The 22,136-nt window shown below is 28.6% G+C and carries 23 protein-coding genes; 3 read left to right on the top strand and 20 right to left on the bottom strand.

Annotated features, from left to right (window positions below):
- Positions 1–10: 10 nt before the first annotated feature.
- The 13 genes from N5A56_RS04705 to N5A56_RS04765 form a co-directional block, all read right to left on the bottom strand.
- On the bottom strand, positions 11–1,102 hold the full coding sequence (locus N5A56_RS04705) for a serine hydrolase domain-containing protein (RefSeq protein WP_265724450.1): 1,092 nt from the start codon (positions 1,100–1,102) through the stop codon (positions 11–13).
- Between the two features lie 275 nt (positions 1,103–1,377).
- Positions 1,378–1,965, bottom strand: a complete 588-nt coding sequence (locus N5A56_RS04710; protein WP_265724451.1) for a hypothetical protein — start codon at positions 1,963–1,965, stop codon at positions 1,378–1,380.
- The gene (locus N5A56_RS04715; protein ID WP_265724452.1) at positions 1,962–2,465 is read right to left on the bottom strand and encodes an RNA polymerase sigma factor; all 504 of its coding nucleotides are present in this window, start codon (positions 2,463–2,465) and stop codon (positions 1,962–1,964) included. The genes N5A56_RS04710 and N5A56_RS04715 overlap by 4 nt, the downstream gene beginning before the upstream one ends.
- Before the next feature lie 412 nt (positions 2,466–2,877).
- Positions 2,878–3,396, bottom strand: coding sequence for a Riean_0653 family protein (locus N5A56_RS04720; RefSeq protein WP_265724453.1), 519 nt, complete (start codon positions 3,394–3,396; stop codon positions 2,878–2,880).
- A 218-nt stretch (positions 3,397–3,614) separates the two neighbouring features.
- Positions 3,615–4,379 (bottom strand): acetolactate decarboxylase, encoded by a 765-nt coding sequence (locus N5A56_RS04725; RefSeq protein WP_274270233.1) that lies wholly within the window; start codon positions 4,377–4,379, stop codon positions 3,615–3,617.
- Between the two features lie 11 nt (positions 4,380–4,390).
- Positions 4,391–4,699 carry a hypothetical protein gene (locus N5A56_RS04730; RefSeq protein ID WP_265724455.1) on the bottom strand — a complete coding sequence of 103 codons (309 nt, stop codon included), beginning with the start codon at positions 4,697–4,699 and terminating at the stop codon, positions 4,391–4,393.
- Between the two features lie 593 nt (positions 4,700–5,292).
- Positions 5,293–5,793, bottom strand: a complete 501-nt coding sequence (locus N5A56_RS04735; RefSeq protein ID WP_265724456.1) for a hypothetical protein — start codon at positions 5,791–5,793, stop codon at positions 5,293–5,295.
- A 225-nt stretch (positions 5,794–6,018) separates the two neighbouring features.
- Entirely contained in the window at positions 6,019–6,813 is a 795-nt protein-coding gene (locus tag N5A56_RS04740) for a cation efflux transmembrane domain-containing protein (RefSeq protein WP_265724457.1), read from the bottom strand.
- Between the two features lie 315 nt (positions 6,814–7,128).
- Positions 7,129–7,377 carry a hypothetical protein gene (locus tag N5A56_RS04745; protein ID WP_265724458.1) on the bottom strand — a complete coding sequence of 83 codons (249 nt, stop codon included), beginning with the start codon at positions 7,375–7,377 and terminating at the stop codon, positions 7,129–7,131.
- Between the two features lie 208 nt (positions 7,378–7,585).
- Complete coding sequence (locus N5A56_RS04750) at positions 7,586–7,936, bottom strand: hypothetical protein (protein ID WP_265724459.1); 351 nt, start codon at positions 7,934–7,936, stop codon at positions 7,586–7,588.
- Positions 7,933–8,361, bottom strand: a complete 429-nt coding sequence (locus N5A56_RS04755; protein WP_265724460.1) for a hypothetical protein — start codon at positions 8,359–8,361, stop codon at positions 7,933–7,935. Before N5A56_RS04755 ends, N5A56_RS04750 begins: the two co-directional genes overlap by 4 nt.
- A gap of 163 nt (positions 8,362–8,524) precedes the next feature.
- Entirely contained in the window at positions 8,525–10,015 is a 1,491-nt protein-coding gene (locus N5A56_RS04760) for a serine hydrolase domain-containing protein (RefSeq protein WP_265724461.1), read from the bottom strand.
- A gap of 93 nt (positions 10,016–10,108) precedes the next feature.
- Positions 10,109–10,648 carry a helix-turn-helix domain-containing protein gene (locus N5A56_RS04765; protein WP_265724462.1) on the bottom strand — a complete coding sequence of 180 codons (540 nt, stop codon included), beginning with the start codon at positions 10,646–10,648 and terminating at the stop codon, positions 10,109–10,111.
- A gap of 374 nt (positions 10,649–11,022) precedes the next feature.
- Between N5A56_RS04765 and N5A56_RS04770 the strand changes: the two genes are divergently transcribed.
- The gene (locus N5A56_RS04770; RefSeq protein ID WP_265724304.1) at positions 11,023–11,994 is read left to right on the top strand and encodes a transposase; all 972 of its coding nucleotides are present in this window, start codon (positions 11,023–11,025) and stop codon (positions 11,992–11,994) included.
- 161 nt (positions 11,995–12,155) lie between these two features.
- On the opposite strand, the gene N5A56_RS04775 is transcribed toward N5A56_RS04770, so the two are convergent.
- The 3 genes from N5A56_RS04775 to N5A56_RS04785 form a co-directional block, all read right to left on the bottom strand.
- Positions 12,156–13,595 carry an AlwI family type II restriction endonuclease gene (locus N5A56_RS04775; protein ID WP_274270234.1) on the bottom strand — a complete coding sequence of 480 codons (1,440 nt, stop codon included), beginning with the start codon at positions 13,593–13,595 and terminating at the stop codon, positions 12,156–12,158.
- 244 nt (positions 13,596–13,839) lie between these two features.
- Positions 13,840–14,580, bottom strand: a complete 741-nt coding sequence (locus tag N5A56_RS04780) for a DNA-methyltransferase (protein ID WP_337994820.1) — start codon at positions 14,578–14,580, stop codon at positions 13,840–13,842.
- Between the two features lie 50 nt (positions 14,581–14,630).
- Positions 14,631–14,804 carry a hypothetical protein gene (locus N5A56_RS04785; protein WP_274270235.1) on the bottom strand — a complete coding sequence of 58 codons (174 nt, stop codon included), beginning with the start codon at positions 14,802–14,804 and terminating at the stop codon, positions 14,631–14,633.
- A gap of 398 nt (positions 14,805–15,202) precedes the next feature.
- Here N5A56_RS04785 and N5A56_RS04790 point away from each other — a divergent pair, with 398 nt between their 5' ends.
- Positions 15,203–16,174, top strand: coding sequence for an IS110 family RNA-guided transposase (locus N5A56_RS04790; protein ID WP_265724446.1), 972 nt, complete (start codon positions 15,203–15,205; stop codon positions 16,172–16,174).
- 240 nt (positions 16,175–16,414) lie between these two features.
- On the opposite strand, the gene N5A56_RS04795 is transcribed toward N5A56_RS04790, so the two are convergent.
- On the bottom strand, positions 16,415–17,170 hold the full coding sequence (locus N5A56_RS04795) for an HNH endonuclease (RefSeq protein ID WP_265724466.1): 756 nt from the start codon (positions 17,168–17,170) through the stop codon (positions 16,415–16,417).
- Between the two features lie 505 nt (positions 17,171–17,675).
- Here N5A56_RS04795 and N5A56_RS04800 point away from each other — a divergent pair.
- Positions 17,676–18,668 (top strand): IS110 family RNA-guided transposase, encoded by a 993-nt coding sequence (locus N5A56_RS04800; RefSeq protein ID WP_265724292.1) that lies wholly within the window; start codon positions 17,676–17,678, stop codon positions 18,666–18,668.
- 345 nt (positions 18,669–19,013) lie between these two features.
- Here N5A56_RS04800 and N5A56_RS04805 read toward each other — a convergent pair whose 3' ends face one another.
- The 3 genes from N5A56_RS04805 to N5A56_RS04815 all read right to left on the bottom strand — a co-directional run bounded on the left by N5A56_RS04805 (position 19,014) and on the right by N5A56_RS04815 (position 22,119).
- Positions 19,014–19,460 (bottom strand): hypothetical protein, encoded by a 447-nt coding sequence (locus N5A56_RS04805; RefSeq protein WP_274270236.1) that lies wholly within the window; start codon positions 19,458–19,460, stop codon positions 19,014–19,016.
- 417 nt (positions 19,461–19,877) lie between these two features.
- Positions 19,878–20,705 (bottom strand): hypothetical protein, encoded by an 828-nt coding sequence (locus tag N5A56_RS04810; RefSeq protein ID WP_265724469.1) that lies wholly within the window; start codon positions 20,703–20,705, stop codon positions 19,878–19,880.
- Complete coding sequence (locus N5A56_RS04815; protein WP_265724470.1) at positions 20,698–22,119, bottom strand: restriction endonuclease subunit S domain-containing protein; 1,422 nt, start codon at positions 22,117–22,119, stop codon at positions 20,698–20,700. Before N5A56_RS04815 ends, N5A56_RS04810 begins: the two co-directional genes overlap by 8 nt.
- Positions 22,120–22,136: the final 17 nt, after the last annotated feature.

A 22,136-nucleotide genomic window follows, 5' to 3' on the forward strand; every position in this document is an offset into this window, starting at 1 on the left:
GCGGTAGTTATTATTCCACAAGGTTACTATTCAGAACTATTTCTCTTATTTCTCTTTCAAAGTGGAAAAAGATATTGCTATCTTCATTATATACATTTTCTAATACAATTACATCTAAATCCTTTTCAGGTACAAAAAATTTGAATGAACCAAATCCGATTCCTTTTCCACCGTGCCCAATATTGGTTAAGGGTTCATTACTTATACAAACTCCGTAGCCATATCCTACTTTTTCTTTACCAAACACGTTAAAAAAATCTGTAGTATGATTAAAACTAGTCATTAGTTTATAGGTTTGGGGATTTATTAATTTGCCATTATGAAGGTTTTTATCCCAAATATTCAAGTCATATGCATTTGAAATAATTCCACCTGCAGGAATAAAATCTTTCCATCCTTCTTCGGAATTCACGATTGTATTAATATCAACAAGAATAAATTCATTATTTGTTCCTCTATACCCATTAATTAGTCCATTATTTGCTTTACCCAATTCATAGCAATAGCTATTATGCATTTCTAATTTTTTAAACAAATTATTAGCTAAGTCAATATATTCTTTACCAGTTACTTTTTCGATTATTCTGCCTAACAATCCATACCCAACATTGCTATAATAGAATTCTGTTCCTGCGTCAAAAAGTAAAGGTTCGTCAATACTTGTAATTCCAGAAGTGTTATTAAGTAACTGATGAATTGTTACCGTGTCCGCCCAAGTTTGCTTGATTTCAGGTAAATACTTACTAATAGGGCTTTTTAAGTTTAATTTTCCGTTATCAACTTCTTTTAGAGTTAAAACAGCTGTAATTTGTTTGCTGTTCGATTGAATTCGGAAGTTGTCTTTTAGAGTAATTGGTATTTTGTTCTCAAAATTTGAATAACCATACGCTTTTGAATATTTTATATCTCCATTTTGAGTAATGAGTATAACACCATTAAAATATCTTGGACTAGTTGTTTGTATCAAACTATCAATCTTCGCAGAATAGTCATCTATTTGTTTATTTGTTTTATTTATTCTGTTCTTATCTTTATTGGTGTTATTACAACTTATAATTATCAAGGCAAGGAATAGAATTAAAAACTTATAAATTTGTTTCATAATATCGTGTTTGTGTATGATTTCGTTGCGTGTTTAAGCACTAAAGTTAGCAAATAAATCACAGATAGAAAGTCCGCGAGGACTTTCGTAAGTAGGCTATAACTAGCAATGAATTATAGCGGTGTTGCCATTAGTACTTTTTATTCCGATTTTGTCTTCTTTTTTGTTTGATTGTTTCTCTTCTTGTTTTTGAAGTTGAAAAGCTCAAAATTTTTGACAATTGCTCTAATATGTTTCTTGAAACTTTTGAGGGTCTATATTTAAATACCATAAGCCTATTGTTCTAATGAAATTATTAATTCATTAACTCTATCAATTCTCGGGTTAATTTCTTTTTTAACTCTTATCTTATTTAAGAAATATCCATAAATACCTATTCCTATTGTAGCTACATTAATAAGAACAATTAGATATATTGGAATCTTTTCCCAAATGCTGATAGTAGATAATAACATTATTGGGTAAACAGGTAAAATTCCCCAATACGAATATGTTTTAAGGAATTTTTTCTGCACTTGAAGATATTCCTTGTTTTTTTTGAGATAATTTAGATAGTTTTCTTCGAAATCATTAGGTTGAAACTTTTTAACAGCTCGGTATTTAATTATTAAATAAATAGCACAAATAATCATTAAGGCTAATGCTATTTTTGTTAGGATGAATGGAATCTTGAAAAATAAAAGAATAGATAATAAAACTCCAAATACAGCTAAAAGTGTCTCTGAAAGTTCTAAATAGTTCCACCATCTGTGTAAACGTTTTAAACTTGATTGCAATTCTATCATTAATTTAGATTTCTCAAATTTTATACGCTCTTGATTACTGGACGATTGCCAGATTTTAATTAATTCATCTTCAATCATAATGTTTCATTTATACAGTTAAATAATTTTGATTTTATCCGCTTGATTTTTACTGCTATATGATTTTCAGATAATCCAAGTATATCTGAAATTTCTCGGTATGCTAATCCTTCCAAGTATAGAGCTACTATTGCTTTGTTCCCTTCATTCAATTTTTTGATACACTTTCTTAAAGCTATTAGTTTTTCATTGTCTTCTTCATTATCTTTTCCAGAACTCATATTAGCAATAGTCATACTATCTAATCTTATAAATCGATTTTGGTTCTTTGTATGTTTAGATTTAAAGCGAAGACAAACATTTAATGCTATTCTAAATATCCAAGTGTCAATAGATGAATTTCCTTTAAATGAACTCATTGACTTCCAAATGTGAACTAAAACTTCCTGAAATAGGTCTTTAGAATCTTCATTATTATCGGAATAAATCGAGCAAATTCTATATAATTTATCCTGATTTTCTTTTAAGGCAGAAAGAAATGTGGTTTTCTGTTTTTCCATTTTTAATACTTCCCTTTACTACTTTAGTTCCAAAAGTTTCCTAAATATGACACTTTCGTAGTTTTTTTAGTAGAAAAAGATGATAAAACTGTTATTTACTGTCGTTCGGTCAGTATTAATGGCAACTTATTTTATCGATAGTACCGAATTTTTGTTTAATTACCGCCAACGTGGTTGTGTATTGAATGTTGCGGTTTTGTGAACGAGGAATTTCCAGCGGAAATTCAGAAGTTTGCAAAGAAGCAACAAGTTTTAGTTTAGCTAAATATTGCAATATTTAATACACGGTGTTGCAAGTAGTAGTTTTTTTTAGTTTATAATTCCATTTTATTTTTCAGGTTTTGCTGAGATTCCCACGTTTTATTTTCAGAATATGAGTAAATTATCAGGTTTTATAATTTCCTTAAATAAGCTAATCATTAAATTTACCATTAGTGATGCGAATAGTATCACTATCATCATTTTCATTATATAAAGTAAATTCAAATGTTCCTTCTAGATTTGTGTCAGAAGCCTCTGTAAGTAATAATTTACCTGAATTCATTTTTGATAAATATTTTTTATCATTATAAATTAATACAGAACTTGTTTCAGGATTATTAAAAGGATAGTTTATTACACCATTACTATTTTCCAGAGAAAATTCATTTTCATCAATAAAGTTTTTAATATAAATTACCATTTTACTTTTTTCATTTTTAACTTGTATTACTAAATCTAAATCGCTATTAAACTTCATAAAACTTAAACCATCATTACCTGGGCTTGTACTAATTAAATTAGTATTTCCTTTTGGAACAAATAATTCCCCATTTATATAACAAGAAAATGTATCTTCTACAAACTCTAACTTATCATTTTTCTCACAAGAACTAATTGTTAATATTGTTAAAATACCGTAAAAAAGTAATATTATTTTTCTTTTTTTCATACTAGGAAATTTTTTCATAAAGGGAAACTTATAATATTTATACACGAAATTTTCGAGTTTGAGTGGTTTTCACTATTACTTGCAACGGTTTGTATATGATTTGTTGCGTGGTAAAGCAATAAACATTACAAGTACAAGCCGACTAGAAAATCCGCAAGGATTTTCGTAAGCAAGCTATAACTAGCAATAAATTATATACGTTGTTGGCGGTAGTTTTTTTATTTTTTCGGTAGATATAATTTCATTTCTCCGATTTCTAATTCGTCTAAATGTCCCATTTTACTTTCGTCTTTTGTTATCAAGTGCATATGCAAAAATGAGTCGTGATGTGTAAAAACTCCTTTATGTTCAGTCGAGAAAAATCCAATTATTTCAGCGTCTTCGTTTATGATATTGTAATTTGTCTGTCCTTGATGTGCTTCATCTGGCGATGACACTTTCGTTCCTTCGGGCAAATTCTGAATATGGATAATCGCACTTGAAACCTGTCCGATTAATTTAAAGGTGAAAGGTCTTTTGAATTCAGTCGTTTTGTCGTCAATGAATTTTTCTAAATCTTGAATTGTCTTAACGTCAGAAGGCAATTCTATTTCGTTCCATTCAGTTACGTTTCCATAAACAAAGAAAGGTGCAGAAGTATTATATGTTTTTTCAACGGTCATTGTCGAGTCCGAAGTCACTTTCGAAACGTAGCTTTTTCCGTTATTAATCAGCAATTCGCCTGTTAAATAGCTCACTGGTCCAAGTCCATAAAGTCCATTTTTGTCCGAAATAGTTTCAAGGTTAATGCTACTTCCTAATTCGCCTTTCCACATCACGTTTTTCATTGCACCAACAATTTTTACATCATTTTTGTTTTGTTTAGTTTTTGTATTACAACTTGACAATAATAGAATTAGAATTGAATTTATTAAAATTACGTGTTTCGTTTTATTAAGATTTTGGATTAAAAAAATGGGAGTTTGGTTTAACCAAACTCCCAAAAAAAATGATATTATGATTTGTTTTTGTCTTTACCAACTAAACAACCCACTTTTTTATCTACTGTACAGTTTTTTCTTTCTTCTTCTGTACAAGTTGTTTTGTTTAATGAACAAGTATTTTTATCCATTTTACAATTTTTCATTTCTTCTGCCGAACAAGTTTTTTTGTCCATTTTACAGTTTTTCTTGTTTTCTGTAGAACAAGTTTTCTTGTCCATTGTGCAGGTTTTCGTTTGCTCGCAACATTGTTTTTTTTCTTGAGCATTAACGCTTAAATTTACAAATAGTAAAAGCGTTACAATTGAAATTATATTTTTCATTGTATTATTTTTTAATGATTATTTATTTTTTAAAGTCTAAATTTCAGCAGATAATTCTCGGAGGTTGCCAAATTTTAGAAACGTAATCATTAAGGATAATTTCTTTAAAGTAAAACTTTTGTTTTTCTGAAATTTCTATGAGATCAACGTCTGAAAAATCAAAGTTATGTGTTGGGAAAACAAAAATTGTTGAAAGATTAATGTTTAATATGCAATTTTGTTTGTTATAAGGATTATTGTCTTCTTTATTTTTTTGTTTATTGCAGTGTTGCATACATTTATTTTCACAAGAATCCATTATTTCCATTTTCACGAATTTTGCAACTGGAAGCAAATTCAAGAAAATAAAGTAAGTTAATAATATGATTTTTGTAAATTTCATTTCGCAAATATAACTATTTTTTCTATTTTAATATAATCGTCTTTTTTAGCACGATTTTTATAATTACCGCCAACGTTGTTGTATATGGTTTGTTGCGTGTTTCAAGCAACTAATTTAGTAAATAATTACCGACAAAGAAAGTCCGCGAGGACTTTCGTAAGTAAGCGAGAAGCCAGCAATAAATTATATACGGTGTTGGCAACTGGCTTTTTTACTTCCTTCTTTTCCTTAAATTAATTATTTCATTTTTTAAATCTAATTGCGCTCTGAATTTTAAATCAGAATCTTGTTTTTCCTGTTTATATTCCTTTTCATATGTTTTTAAAAATACAGATGTTGCAGTTATATTACTTTCAGGATATTCAAAACTACGAGTTAGTCCACAAGTATTTATTTCAATTTTATTTTCGTACGAATTTGCATAAATCAACCACTTTCCTTTTCCGTCAATTATTGGTCCACATTGATTGTCATAAATTCCACTATATATTTTTCCAATTTCATCTCCGTTAAAAGATTCCACAACTCTTATTTCAAAAGTGTTTTTTTCAGAGTCAATTTTCAAGACTTCTCCTATAAAAATACATTCAGAATTTTCAAATTCGTAATCTTGAACAGCTTTCAAACTTTTCGGAATAGAACAATTACAAGCAATTGCTTTTGTAGAAATTAAAGTTATAATCAGAAGTAATATGTTCAATTTATATTTCATTTTTTGCTTGTTGCCAACGGTTTTGTATATGGCTCGTAGCTTGCAAATTAGAAAATTATTTTCGTATCAAGCACAAGCCAGATTTTTAAATTTTACTACTTATTTTACTTTTTGGGAAGTTGTCAAATTTAAAAATTTGGCGACTTCCCAAATATGCCTTAACTTCGATTAAGCAACTAACTAGCTATGAGCTATATACGTTGTTGTAAGTAGTGCTTTTTTCATTCACTTACTTAATTTCAATATCCTAAACGCTCCTTGAATTACCAATACAAAAACTATTGTTTCAATAATCAAATCAGGTTTACTTGAACTCAACCAATTTACTAAAATTCCTGCGATTATTACTCCTAAATTTATAATCACGTCATTTGAGGTAAAAATCATACTTGCTTTCATATGTGCCTCGTCTTTGCTCTTTGATTTTTGCAAAATGTAAAGACAAATTCCATTTGCAATAAGTGCTAAAATCGAAACGATAATCATTGTTGAAAAATCAGGCAGTTTTTCGTCTCCAAAAAATCTCCTTAAAACTTCCAAAAATCCAATAATCGCAAGTGTGATTTGAAAATATCCAGCAAGTTTTGCAATCCGCTTTTTCTTAATCAAGGTTCCGCCAACCGCCAACAAGCTAATTCCGTAAACAAAACTATCGGCAAGCATATCCAAACTATCGGCAACAAGTCCCATAGATTTTGATATAATTCCTGTCGTCATTTCGATAATGAAAAACGCGAAGTTTATTGCAAGAACAGACCAGAGTATTTTTTTCTGATTTTCGTTTTCTTTAAATTCCGTTTGGTCGGTTTGTTCAGTCGATATTTTCTTTCCGCCTAAATTCAGTTCGATAACTGACTTTTCGATTTGGTCAATTTCTCCGCTGTGAAAAACTGTCAATTTTCGGTTCGGAATATCAAAGTTCAAATTCGCAATACTCGAAATTCCGTCCAATTTCATTCGGATTAGATTTTCCTCTGAAGGACAATCCATTTTGGTAATTTCAAATATTGTTTTATTCACTTGGTTTATTGGTTTTCGTGCATTACTTACAACGTGTTTATATATGGTTTGTTGCGTGAATATTGCACTAAATTAATAAATAAAAACTAACAAAGAAAATCCGCGAGGATTTTCGCAAGTAAACGATTTGCTAGCAATAAATTATATATGTTGTTGGCAAACGTTTTTATTCCTTAACTAAAGAAAAACTCAACTTGTTATATTGTTCTTGATTTTCATTTGCATTAATTTGATATGTATAATTTCCTCCGTCACTGATAATGTCAGCAAATCCTGTTGTGTAAGGTATGAGTGTATAAGTTTTTCCTTCAATCTCTATTCAATGTGCGGGAATAATTGTGCTTTGTTAAAGCTTTTGTATTCAGTTATTTCTCCAGAATTTAATTTTTGAATATTTATATTCCCATTTTCAGTTGAAGCTCCAATTTTTGCATTTTCAAAGTTAAATTGGCTAACATTAGATACTCTAATATTTAATTCAGGTAAAGTTGTGTCTTCATTATCACAACTCGTAAATAAACATAATGTCAGGATTAGTAATAAATTCAAGATTTTAATTTTCATAATTTTAATTTTTAATTCGTTATTATATTCTATAGATGTAGTTTTCCTAAAAAGGTTGCGTCAAATGTTTGCCAACGTTGTTGTATAAGGAAAGTTGCGTGGTTTAAGCACTAAAGTTAGCAAATAAATCACAGATAGAAAGTCCGCGAGGACTTTCGTAAATTGGCTTTTACCAGCAATTTTTTTATACGGTGTTGGCAATAGTTTTTTAATCATCTCCTATTATTTCGTCTAATAAATTATCTACTCCAAATACTTTGCTTTTCACTATTTGTAAAAGTTCATTAAAAGTTTCAGTAGCTTCTTGAGTTTTGAAATCCATTGTATTGTAAGTAACCATATTTATATGTTCCCATTCAACAATATTTGCTAATTCATCAAGTTTTCCATTAAAATTTGGATATAAAATTAAAGAAATGTCTTTATCTTCTTCCTCAATAATTGACCATTTGACTTTGTTATTATAAAGAAAAAAATATTCATCTTCTGATAGAACTACATTCGTAATTAAATCAGTGTTTTCAATCATTTTGTTTATAGCTTTTATTATTTTACTCATTTCTGGTTTTTATTTACAAGTTTATTGAATGAATTCATATCTAAATTTCTAATACTTTCACGTAATTCGTGAACTAAACTCCTTTTTCTCGGTTCAGTTAATTTTATTGGATTTTCAATGTATTTGGAAATAGTATTCATAGTGTTTTCCAAATTCGATTTTAGTAATTTATTTCCTTTAATTTGACCTTCAATTTCGTGAAGAATATTTATAACTTCTTCATTTTGTGCTTTTGCATTAGCGTTATAACTATTTAATCTTTCAAGTTTAGATTTTAATTCTGATAAAGTTAATTGGGTTGAATAATTCAATAGTAAATTTATGGCATTCGATATTTTATCTCTTTGGAAAAGAAACAAATATATTGCAATTCCAGATGCAAAAATTGTGAAAATGTTTGATGTTATCGAAATGATTTTTTCCATTTATAAAGTTTTGTTCTCAAATTATTGGCAACGTGATTGTATATGAAAAGTAGCAGATTTATTTGTGATACTTTTCGGATTAAAACAAAGATAGCAGAAAAGAACCAAACTTTAAGTTTAGCTCTTAACTGCTATTTTTTATATACGGTGTTGGCAGTAGTTTTTATCTTTTCATTTCTACTTCCATTATTCCTTGTCCGTTTTCTCCTAAATATTTTAACAAGACTTCTTGAAAAGCACCAGTTCCATTGTCGCTATTAGTGAATATTATAAGACCTTGTTTTGTCTTTGGTATAATAAAAGCGATTGTATGCACTCCTATATCATCTCCTCCGTGAACCATTGCAAAATCCTTATTTGAATTAATATTTTCGTCAATCCACCAACCTAAACCAAAATGCTTAAAATCGTTTATTCTAACCTGTTCAGATGCAATTTCTTTAAATAAATTTTTGGATAGACCAGCTCCATTTAGAACATAATTTACAAAAGTTGTATAGTCTTCAATAGTTGTTAATAAATCGTCTGCTCCATTTGCAGTATTGTTTTTTAAATTAGGATATAATTCTCCTCCTTTTTCTGTATGCCATTTTGCAAATCTAGATTCATATTGTTCATTCCAAACAAAATTAGTATGAAACATTTTTAGAGGTTTAAAGATTAATTCGTCTGCCAATTGCTGAATACTTTTATTAAATTTATTTTCTAACACCTTTCTTAAGTATTCAAATCCTTCTCCCGAATATTGATATTTCGTTCCTGGCTCAAATTCGAAACTTAACTTACCATTTTCATTATTTCCTCTCCAATTAGAAAATCCTGTTTGATGGCTTAAAATAATTCTTGCTGTTAGTTTTTTTGCTCTTGGGTCATTAATTATGTCTGGATCGATATAATATTTATATAAAGCTTCATCTAAACTTAATTTACCTGAATCAATTAGTTTTAAGGCTACTAAAGCAGTAATTGGTTTAGTTAATGAAGCAACATTCCAAATCGTGTTTTTGGGTGCTGTTTTTCCTTTTTCTAATTCGCCAAAAACACTAATTTGTTTAATCTTTCCATCTTCAATATACCCAATTCCTAATGCAGGAATGCTCTTTTGCTCTAGCCATCTTTCTGTTTCTTCCTTGTCGCTAAATAATAATTTGTTGTCAATTGGTTTGTCAACATCTTTGTGATTATAACTTAAACCTTTGCTTAATTTCCAGTTTCCATTTTCAAGAATCCATAAGTGAGTATATTTTGCTACACTTGTTAGGTATTCTTCTTTGTTTTTTTCGATAGCATAAAAACTATGTGTTCCAGTTTGAATTGCCCCATATAAAACACCATTATTATTTAAAGGAAAAATGTCTAATGATTCTTCATCTATAACTCTTTTTGGTTTATAATCTAACTTACAAAGTCCATTTTCTATACTTTGAATAAATTCAGACTTTGATTTTGTAATTCCTCCTTGGTCGTGATAAAACTCGAAGTTATCACTTACTAGTTTTTTGAATTGTATGATGTCACAATTATTAAAACCAATATTAAAAAGAAGGCTATCTTTTTCTTTTATTGTTTTGTATAGTTCAGATGATTTTTCAACTTGAGCGTTTGCTAATATTGTAAAAAGTAATAGATGAATTAGTATGAAATGTTTTTTCATTATTTGAATTTTATATTTGATGTAAAATTCATTTTTTTCTTTTAAGAAAGTGAAAAAATAACCCGACAAATTCACGACAATAAATTGTCGTGCTTATAAAATACTGAAATTCAATCGTATATGTAGTTTGTTGTTTTTCTCTATTTCTGCTGTGTTTCTAATAATAATATATAGGTTAATTATTATTAAAGTTAGCATAACAAGCGGAATTATTTCTTTGCTAAAAGAAAACCACTTTGATAAAAACGCGACTAATAGTGTTACAATGAGGAATGATAATGTCCATAATATTTGAATAGAAACGATTTGTTTTGTAACAGTATTGATTTCCTTTTTCCAACGCATAAAAATTAGTGGCATAATTATACTACCAAAAGGAACTATCAGCAATATTATAGAAGATAAATTGATGTATTTAATAAGTTGTTTGTTAATTTTTTCGGCCTCTTTATTTTCTTTTAATAAATCTTCTTTACTTATTCCCAAAGCTTTACATAAACTTTCTAATGTATACCCTTTAGGTTTTACACCAGACTCAATTCTTTGTATAGTTCTTACAGAAATACCTGATTTTGTAGCCAGCTCTTCTTGGGTTAAGTTTAGTTTTTCTCTATGTTCTAAAAGTGTTGACATTTCTCAAATTTTGTTTAAAAGCAATAAGGGTGTTCAAATTACTGCCAACGGTTTGTATATGATTTGTTGCGTGGTAAAGCAATAAACATTACAAGTACAAGCCGACTAGAAAATCCGCAAGGATTTTCGTAAGCAAGCTATAACTAGCAATAAATTATATACGTCTTAAGTTTGTCTTTTAATAAATTTGATACTTAATCAGAAAGAATAAAAGAGAGAATTAAGGTTACTATATACGGTTGAGTTTAGACTCAGACAACACTGATAATCCTCTCTCTTTTCTACTAAAATTACGTTCAGTTCTGTGAGACTTTAGATCTCGATTTTAAGTTGTTGTGATTCCAGTAGGTTATTCTTTCATAAAACATTTTCTTATGAATAAATATAGTGAAATTTTTGGAATTGACATTAGTAAAAATGTCTTCGATTGTTATGGTAGTATACAAGGTCATTTACAATTCAAGAATGATGAATTAGGCTTTAAAAAGTTTCGCAAATTACTACCCAAAAATAGTTTAGTAGTTATGGAGGCTACAGGTTATTATCATTACAGGTTTGCTCAGTTTTTGTACAAGCAAGGTATTTGTGTTTCAGTTGTAAATCCTTTGTCTATCAAGCGATTTGTACAGATGAAATTAGCAAAGATAAAAACGGATAAGGCTGATGCAAAAGCGATTTGTAATTATGGATTAACCCAAGAAGTACCTTTTTATACTGCACTTACAGATGTTCAAAGTGAATGTTTGCAGTTGTTTCGCTTGATGGATAATCAATTAAAAATAAGAACGGCTACAAAAAACAAAATTCACGGCGAAAAAGTTTTAGGAATCCCATCACCTTATGTGTATCGTTCACTAAAACGAACGCTTAAATATTTAGATAAAGAGTTAAAAGGAATAGAGCATAAATTGTTGTCTTTAGTAAAGAAAGAACATCAAAAACAGTTGACGCTATTGCAAAGTATTCCTGGTATTGGTTTGAAGACAGCGTTGTTTTTAATAGTAGTTACAGATGGTTTTAAGAAGTTTGAGACGTCATCACAATTGTGTAGTTATGCAGGAATAACACCCACAATTAGAGAAAGTGGAAGCAGTGTAAGAGGTAGAGCCAGAATAAGCAAAGTTGGTAATAGAAAATTACGGAATTTACTTTTCTTATGTTCTTTTAGCGCCTATAAACATAATAAGGGTTGTGCAGCAATATTTGAACGAATAACCAACAAAGGAAAGAGTAAAAAACTAGCATTAATCGCAGTTTCCAATAAACTATTAAAACAATGTTTTTCGATAGTTAAATCAGGAATTCCTTATGATGAAGCTCACGTTTCAGTCTTAAAAGTGAAATAAAAAAATAAAAGTTATAATGATAATTTTAGCTTGTTGAATTGGAAATAAATCGACCAAAGGAGATTTATTCTACTTCAACAATGCTAGAAGACTATTGCCTAAATTTAATGAAGAATTTGTTTGGTTTTTAACTCAGTTCTTTGTTGGGCACAGTACTTATTTTAGGATGCCCATTTCAGAATACTTTTCCCAATATTTTCACTCCATATATTTTCATCTTCCATTTCTTGATTATTCAACCATTGTTTTTCTAGCCAATTTTTAAGTTTTTCAGGGTTATTAAACTTATTTTCAATTCCAGATTTTATAAATTCAATGAACTGGTCAATACTTAAAGGAATAATTTTGGTTTTTCCGCCATATAATTTAGTATTAAATCTATTGAGGTTGAAATAATGTGCTAAAGTTCCTTCGCTAATTTTTGGAGCGACAAATAAGCAATACATCTCCTTGTTTAGAAGTTCTTTTGCTTTTCCAAAATGTCTTGGAACAGATTCACTTTCCATCTTATATTGAGTATGACCACCAGACATTGTAACTTCTGTTATAATACCAAAATCTGTATATTCAGATTCAATATCAGGTTTTTGTCCTGGAGCATAATTTAGAGGCATTCCATCAATGTCCATAATAAAGTTACCATCAACTCTTTTTGCAAAATTTAGCATAACTAAAGCTCTCCAAACATTCCATTCTAGAAATAGAGGAGCATCAGGCACTTCTTTTTTCTTGATTTGCTCAAATACATTTAGGATGTCAGGAAGTTCCTTATAATCTTTTAATTCGCGTTTCTTCTCTTCAATATTTTTGGACTTTACAGTAATTCTCAAGTTGTCTAAAATATCTTTAAGTTTTTCGATTGAAGAAGTTTTGTCAAATTCAGAAAGTCCTAAATTTTCTATTTGTTTAATCAACAGTTCTTTATTATCAGATAATAATTTAATTGAAAAAGGGTTGAATAAATAGCCTTTGAAATCAAGAATAGTTTTAAAATCTTTAGGTTTTCTGTCTATTTCTTTAAGTAGATAATCTACTTCATCAACTTTTTGTGGTGAAATAATTAATCTAAAAGTTCTTTTTTGAAAAGTAACTAATTCGGTTGCTCTAATATATCGGACAAATGCATCTGCATAGTCTTTCATATTCGCACGTTTAGTTTTTATGAAATTTTTTAATGTGGTGTCTGAACTCTCTCTCGTTTTTAATTTTTTATGTTGAACTTCTTGATGGAAAATTTTAAGAATTTCATTTTCAAAACATTCAGCAACATACATTTTTCTGCTGCCTTTATAGGATTTTGAGTTTTTTTGGAACTCTTTAATTTTTAAAACAACTTTCTCAAAATCATTATAGTTTGTAAGTTGCGAAAAGAATAAAGCTATTTCAGTTTTTGAAATACTTCCAAGTTCTTTAACTAGTCTTAATAATTCCAGATAAGGTTTTACACTAAAATCTACTGTTTTAGATTTTGTATGATAAGGAGAAGGAAGTTGAAACTTTAAAAGTTGTCTAGTGAATGTCTCATCTAATCTTTTTTCTGCTAGTAGAAGTTTACCTGCTTCAGTAAGTTTTACAGTTGGTTTTAAATCAACAAAACCCAATGCTTTAGGTGCTCTTGTAATTCTATCTCTTGCAGCTAAAGCTGGATTTGCAGGAAAAGTATCTCCTTCATAGTATTCCGAGTCAAATAAAGTTTGAAAAAATCAATCTGCACTTGGCTGTTTCCAGACCATTTTTGTCCTTCAAAATTTTCTGATAAAATTTTTATTTCTGGAATTATTTTTTCAATTGTTCTTGGAGATGTGAATGCAAATAATGCTTTCGTTTTACTTAAATTAGCCATAATTATTCCCAGAAAATTTTATCATCAACTGCCATTGATTTTGTTTGAATGTTATCCTTACCTGTTTCTAAATATTCAGATATTCTTGAACTAGAAATCTCAATTGATTTATCTGAAATATCACAACCAATATAATTACAGTTGTTTTTGATAGCTGCGATTGCAGATGAAGCACTTCCTAAAAAAGGGTCGCAAACTGTGAAGCTATCTTCAGAACTTGCGTGCAACATAGCTTGAAAAACTTCTACTGGTTTTTGAGTTGGATATTTTGAACTATGTATTCTTTTAAATCTCCAAACATCTGGAAATTTTCTATTTCTTATTTTTCTAGTATTACCATTTGTTGCAAAAATTATATACTCGTGCCTACGTCTGAAATAATGTCCCATTCCAATATTCACTTTGTCCCAAGTTATTAGGTTTTTTACATCAAAGTGACTACGAACAACACTTCCTAAACTCAAAAGAGAGTAGGAGTCAAACATAATATAAATATGTCCAGTTGATTTTTTTAAAACCCTTTTACATTCAGATAGAAATTCGTCATAATTTTCTTCACTATCCTTAAATTCTCCGAACCATTTTCCATTATCTTTTCCTTTATCGGCATATTTACCAACTATTCTTCCTTTTCCAAGTTTGAGCTTGTCATTCATTCCTGAATATGCTGGGTCAGTTGCAATAACATCTACACTATTTGAAGGTAATTTTTTTAAGAACGAAATAGCATCATCTTGATAAATTGATACTTTGTTTTTATCTGAATTATACTTAAAAGTAGCTTCGGCTTTTTTTAATTTTTTTCAATTCTATCTTCTGTATTCTCAATGAATGATAAAATGGTTTGAAAATTCTTTTTTGAAATCTCTTCTTCATTGACCAAAGGAATATTTTGCTCAATAATATATTCTTTTAGTCGGCTTTCTGTAATTCCGTATTCGGCTACTATTTCAGATGTTTTATACATTCATTTTTGTTTTTTCACAAATTTACAAAATTTTGATTGATGTTCGATGTTTGTTTGTATTGTGCCCAACGGTTTTGTGTATGATTAGTGGCGTGATTAAGCAACTAATTTAGCAAATAAAAACCGAATAGAAAATCCGCGAGGATTTTCGTAAGTAGGCGAGAACCAGCCATTAATTATACACGTCTTAAGTTTGTAAAACATTAAATTAGATTTATAAACAGAAAGCACAAAAGAGAGGAATAAGGTTATTATACACGCAGAAGCCAAGACTTCGTCAACATTGAAAATCCCCTCTCTTTTCTACACAGATTTCGTACAGTTCTATGAGGCTATTTAGACCTCGATTTTAAGTCGTTGAAACTCGCGTAGATTGTCCTTTCACAAAACACTTTCTTATGATTAAAGACACAAAATATTTTGGGATTGACGTCAGTCATTTAGTTTTTGATGTTACAGATTCAGGAGGTAATTATTACCAATTTAAAAACAGTATTACAGGTTTTAAAAAGCTTGTAAAACTCTTAGGTTCTGATAGTCATTGTGTAATGGAAGCCACGGGCTATTATCATTATCAATTGGCTTATTATTTACAAGAATCTGGTTTTCAATTATCAGTAGAAAATCCATTATCTGTAAAAAGATTTATTCAGATGAAATTGTCAAAGATTAAGACAGATAAGAGTGATTCGAGATTAATTTGTGAGTATGCAAAACAAGTAGAATTAAAATTATGGAAAGGTAATTCAAAGCATCAATTAGAATGTTTACAAATGACTAGACTCCTTTCTACCTATACAAAACAGAGCACAATGCTAAAAAACAAGATTCATGGCGAATTGGTTTTAGGTACACCAAGTAAAGCAGTTGTAAGTTCTTTAAAACAAAGTTTAAAATATCTTGAAAAACAGATGAAAAGTTTAGAGGATAAATTATTAATTTTAGTAAAACAAGAGCATCAAGAAGTTTTAATTAGCTTAAAAAGTATACCAGGAATAGGAGATAAGACAGCTCTAATGTTAGTTGTTTTAACAGATGGATTTGAGAGATTTACAAGTGCAAAAGAGTTGTGTAGTTATGCAGGCTTAACTCCCATTATTAGGCAAAGTGGAAGTAGCGTAAAAGGACGTCCGAGAATTAGTAAAATAGGCAACCAAAAGCTGCGAAATTTATTATTTATGTGCAGTTTTAATGCTTGTAAATATAACAAAGCTTGTAAGGCACTTTATGATCGAATTGTTGCCAAAGGGAAGAGTAAAAAACTAGCATTAATAGCAGTATGTAATAAGTTACTAAAACAGGCTTTTGCAATTGCAAAATCAGGATTAATATATGATAACAACTATAAAAGTACTTTAGTGCAAAATTAATGAGTTTTTACTTGTTTTTTACCACAGTACTTTGTTGCCAGTAGTTATTTTTCAGACGTAATTTTTAAAATTCGTTAATAATTCTTTCTGTTTGTCTCTCATACTGCCAACTTTATGGCTTAAAGTTCCACCACTTTTTTTGCCGTATCTAAAAAAAATGTAAGTTCATTAATGAGTTCCTCCCATTTTTCTATAACTATTTGTTTATGTTCGAAGTTAGTTTTCATAAATTCTTTTCTTTCAACTATTTTTAGTGTTATTTTTTAAAAATCTTTCATAAAGTCTTTTAACTTGCACTTGGTTCATATCTTTTCCTTGTCTTGTTTTCAAACCTTTTTCATTCATTTGCTTTGTTATTTCATAAAAGGTTTTTCCTTTTTTCTTTAATTTCATAATGAATCTAATGTTTTCAACATTTGTTCTATCAATAAGAGAATTGTGCTTTCGTTTTTTAACTCCTTTTTTTATAGTTTCTTTAGTTATTTTTTTTGGACTTCCAAACTTGTTTTTATTTGCAATTAAGTTTTTAGAAATTATTATATTAATATTCTCATCTATTAAAGTAAAGTCTTTAGCATCTATAAAATATAGAATAATTGTATCGTTAATTTCATTTCTAAAAAGTGATTCCAAAAAATCATCTTCTATTTCTTTAATTCTGTTAAATATTCCTGTAATCTTAATATTAGAAAAAATTTCTTTAAAGTGATTTTTATAATTTTTTCTGAACTCAAACTTATCTTTACATTTATACTTTTTCTGAATTAACCACCCAGAAAATAGTTCCCAAATTCGACCTTTGTCAAGACCTCTTTTTACATTTTCTTTATGGTTATCTGTTCTTCTATTACTTTTAATGCCGTGAACTTTCATATGGCAACTTGAACATAAAGGGATAGTTTTTGTTCCACCATAAACTCGAGGAATTATATGGTGGTCTTCAGTTGCTTCTTCACCACATTCAAAACATTTTGATGTATTTATAGTAATTTTCATTATTTAATGAGAGAATACAACCATAAATGTAAAATCATTAGAGATGAATCCAATTAAATAACCTAAAATATTTTCATCTTCAACTATTTTTAATTCAATCAATTTTCCGTGTTTTGAATTCATACACGTTTCAATTTTCCTATAATTTACAAAGTTTTCTTCTGTTAAATTTTCTGTTCTAAATAATGATTTTTCCCCTTTTCAATTAAATCGTTAAAAGAATTATCATTTATAGAGTTTGTATTCTCAATTAACTTATGAAAGTGTTGTTTTATCATTTCGGTTTTTTTGTAATTACTGGCAACGTGTTTCTTTAGTTTGTAATAAATATCTTTATGTAATAACAGAGGAGAACTATAACGTGTTTTAGAATTGTAGTTCCCTTACACGTACGAGTCCTCTGTTGTTATAAAGTTGCAAAGAACCATTTGGAATACCAGGTTTAAAAAATCCCGATAAAGGAAGTAGTTTTTGCAACATATTTATTCACTCTAATTGTAAAAATATGAAAAATTACAGAGAAGTAGTAGGAATTGATGTATCAAAAAAGACGATTGATGCTTATTGTTATCATGCCCAAGTTCATAAAGAGTTTAAGAACGATTTAGTTGGTTACAAAAGCCTCTTAAAATGGGTTTTACAAGCAACAAAAGAAAGTGCTGTTTTTTATTGTTTTGAGAATACAGGTTATTATTCCTTAAAACTTGCGCTTTATTTGCATAGTAAGAAAGTAGTTTATGTTGAGGAAAGTCCGTTAAAAATTAAGCGTTCTTCAGGGATTGTAAAAGAGAAAACAGATAAACTAGATGCTCAAGTAATAGCAAGATATGGTTGGCTTTACAGAGAAGAGTTAACTCCAAGTACTGTTAAAAGTAGCTCTCATTTAGAGTTAGGTAGATTGTTAGCTTTAAGAGATCAGTTAGTTAGAAATAACGCGGGTTTAAAAGGTACTTTAAAAGAGATGAAAGAGCTTTTAACAAGCTCTACAACAGATTTAGGTTGTATCAGTTTAAAGCGAAGTATTGACTATTTATCTAAGCAAGTAAAGGCAATAGAAATTAGAATTGAAGAAATAATTTTTGATGATATTTCTATGAGTAAAAACTACGAATTATTAAAAAGTATGAAAGGGATTGGTCTTGTGGTTGCTTGTCAATTAATTTATCATACAGGTAACTTTACACGTTTTAAAAGTTGGCGTGCTTTCTCCAGTTATTGTGGAACTGCACCTTTTGAGCATCGCTCTGGTACAAGTATTCATAGACGAAAACAATGTCATTATTTAGGAGATAGAAAGATGAAAAGTTTACTAAGTATGGCAAGTGTTTCTGCAATACAACATGATAGCGAACTAAAATTGTATTATCAAAAAAAGTTAGCAGAAGGAAAAGATAAAATGTTAGCAATAAATAATGTTAGAAACAAACTAATAGCGAGAGCTTTTGCAGTAGTTAAAAGAGGAACACCGTATGTTGTTCTTCAAAATTATGCTGCTTAAAATAAAAACTAAATTTTATTAGGATTTGATCTTGGACGTGATTGTATAAGATTTGTTGCGTGTTTTAAGCATTAAAGTTAGCAAATAAATCACAGATAGAAAGTCCGCGAGGACTTTCGTAAATTGGCTAAAACCAGCAATTAATTTTATACGGTGTTCTACACAGTTTTTATGTTTTCAATATAATTTCCTTATGTTTTTTATTATCGTAGGATTTTATAAGCTTTTCTGTTAATTCGTTATTTATTTTAAAATATTCTCTGTCAATATCTACTGATAAGGATTTTATAGTTTCTTTAGTATCTATATTTTGGGGTAAAAAAGATTGTAAATATTCATCTATAATTAAAGTATTGTTATACCAAATAAAGTAATGTATTGATGTTTTTTTTCAAAAGTTGAATCTTTATCTCCTGAAGCATATCGAATTAATTCATTCTGCTTTTTTTCTAAAATATAAACTTTTAAATTTTCGAGATTTATTTTTTTATGATTTTTAATTATATTTTGGAAAGTAAAAAATTCATTGTTTTTTACTTTATATATTAATAATTGTTCTTCGTATTTTGAAATGAGTTTACTGGGGTTCAAGAATAGTTCAAGTAAGAATTTAATTAAATCAGTTTCTCTGTGTTTTCTTTTTTCTGAAATAGTATAATTATGATCTGTAAAACAGTTAAACCAGTTCAATTGTTTTGTTTCGCTATATGTATAAGAACTCAAATTTGAGTAACTTATTTTGCAACTTGAAGTCATACCATAAATATCCCAAGGCTCTTTTTCGTAATTCACGAATTCACAAGTTATGTTGCCATTAGTGAATATATTATCTTTCCTTTCAATTCCTAATAATATTAGATTTTTTAACTTTTTAAATTCTATGATCATTGATTTATGTTTCGTTCTTTAATTGTGTAGAACGGTCTTGTGTATGAAACGTAGCGTGTAAATAGACACTAACTTTTCGGATTTAGCACGAGCCGAATTTTTTATTTTTATGTTTAATTTTCTTTTATAAATATAACCAAATAAAAAATTTGGCGTACTTTGTAAATATACAAAAATCTCTCGGAAAGCCTATAATAGCTATGTTTTATACACGTTGTTAGCAACTGGCTTTATACCGCAAACTTGCTAGCGTTGGCGTTTAAGCTCTTTTAAATTTGTGAGGTACGAGCAAACTTTAAATGTGCTTGAACTTGCGTTGGCTTATCTTATCTTAGCTAAAATCATTTTAAGAACCAAATAAGCTTCTTTGTATACATTCTGTGCACCTTTATTCGGTACAAGTTCTCCGTGAAATAAAACGTTTCTTAATTGATATAAAATTTCTAGAAGAGCTTTTACAACATAAATCGAATAACAACTATTTGTTGGTTCTCTTCGTAAAACATAAGAATCACATTGGTAATAATTAATTGGTGATTCATTTTTATTTGTTTCGAGCAAAGTTTCAATTCGTATTGGTTTAAGTTCTTGGAACATTATTCTGACTTGTTCCTTTTTTGTATGGCTTAAACTCTGATAAGCAGGAAATGATTGTAAGTGAGTAATGTCATATTCAGTATGCGTATAAACAAATGTAGTCGAGTTATCTGATTTTTTCTTTAAAATGATTTTCATTTCAGATACTTGACCAAGATATTGACCGTCTGTTCGTTTTAAATAATATTTATCTCTACCAAACTCTCTATTATCTATTAAATCAATATTATTTTTTTCCTTGAGTGCATCTTCAAACCATATTCTTCCATCTCGTCCATCAATTTGATTTTGTTGTAATTGATAATATAAAGCCGATAAGTTACTTCTAAATTCTTGACCCAATTGCGAATCAGATTCCATTAAAGAGTTTATACCTCTTCTAACTGTGTTGTTTTGTGATTTTATTGCAGATATTTTCTGCCTATCAGACGTTAGTGATGAGAAAGTGTCATTATACCAAGCATTAAAGGGAATCCAAGCTTTTATGAAATGACCAATATAATCAATATCAGATTGCTCAATCCACATTCTTATATTTTCTGTACTAGCCATTTTTAATAGATTGGTTTTTAATATATTCTATTGCTACATCTTCGTTTTCTTCAATTGCTATTTCAACTGCTATTTTAGCAACTTCTAATAAATGTTTACTTTGTTGTTTAAGTTTAGATGAAAGTTGAATTTTCAATGTTACATCTTCTTGTACTTTCTTTGAGATTTTTGGAATAGGTAGCTTAAGAACATCAATATCTTTTATTACTGGATAAGAAGTACCTACATTAAACTTTAATAATAATTCTTTATACTCTTTTGTTCTCAAAAGGACCTTTAAAACCTCATTTGAGAAGATTGAAGTTTCTTTTTCCCTTAATACAGTAAAAGCACCACTTACAATTAAATCTTCTTTCTCAAAATTTATCAATGTAACTGCTCCTCTATATGGCCTAACTTTTGAAATTAAAATATCACCTTTTTTTACCAATGTCTTTGCATTTGCAGGTAGCTCTTTTGTTAAAACATAATTTGAGTTACAAGAGCCATCACTTACATTTACATCTCCAATTTCAATATAATTAAATCCAATTTTTTCTTTTTTTGATTTCAAATAAATGTGTTCAAATTCATTTGCGATAATTGTAAAACCATTAGTGTTATTTAATATTTTGTTTTCAATATCTTCATATTTTAATTGATAATATTCTGCATCTAATCTTCCACTTATTGCAAAACTGTCTTTTAAGTTTTTGATATTTATTGGTTCTGTATTAGGTGTAAAGCATTGTAAGCCAATATCTTTTAATAATATGTTTTCAGCTTGTTTATATGCTTCTTTGGATTGTTGTTTTTGAGAATAAGCTAACTCTAATAAACGTTCAATTTCGAGTTGAAATACATTATTTATTTTTGGAACTTCTAATTCTTCTAAAATCGTTAAATTAACGTGACCTTGTAAACCTCCACTTGCAAAACGAATCATTTGATTAATACCAAATTTTGAATTTAGAAAAGACACTAAAAAGTATGGATTTATTAATAGCTCATTTGCTTCTACAATGATTATATCAGATGAATTAATAACTTCATCATCAAGATATATTGAAGCTTTACCAAAAGAACCACTCCTTGCAATTAATATATCTTTTTTATGAATTTTTGACTTTTTTAATTCATTGTGAAAATGAGGCGTAATTTTAATTGTATCGCTGTCAGTAATGAAAAAAGCATCAATATTTTTAGTTTGTAAAATAGTAATACCTTCATCTCTATAATGTTTTACCATTGCACCAACAAATCCAACATTAATTTTGTTTGTGACTTTTACTAATTTATTGAAACCATTTTTAGCAATAGCTTTATCATCCTTTAAATATATTTTTTTGAAAAATTCAGAATCAAATCTACTGGACAAAGTATGTTTTAACACTTCTGAATACCTAATTTCGCTAATTTCAAGCCCTTCTAACAATTCTTTGTATAGAGTTT

It is taken from the genome of Polaribacter ponticola (assembly GCF_026191475.2).
In the GTDB taxonomy this organism is placed as follows: Bacteria; Bacteroidota; Bacteroidia; order Flavobacteriales; family Flavobacteriaceae; genus Polaribacter; species Polaribacter ponticola.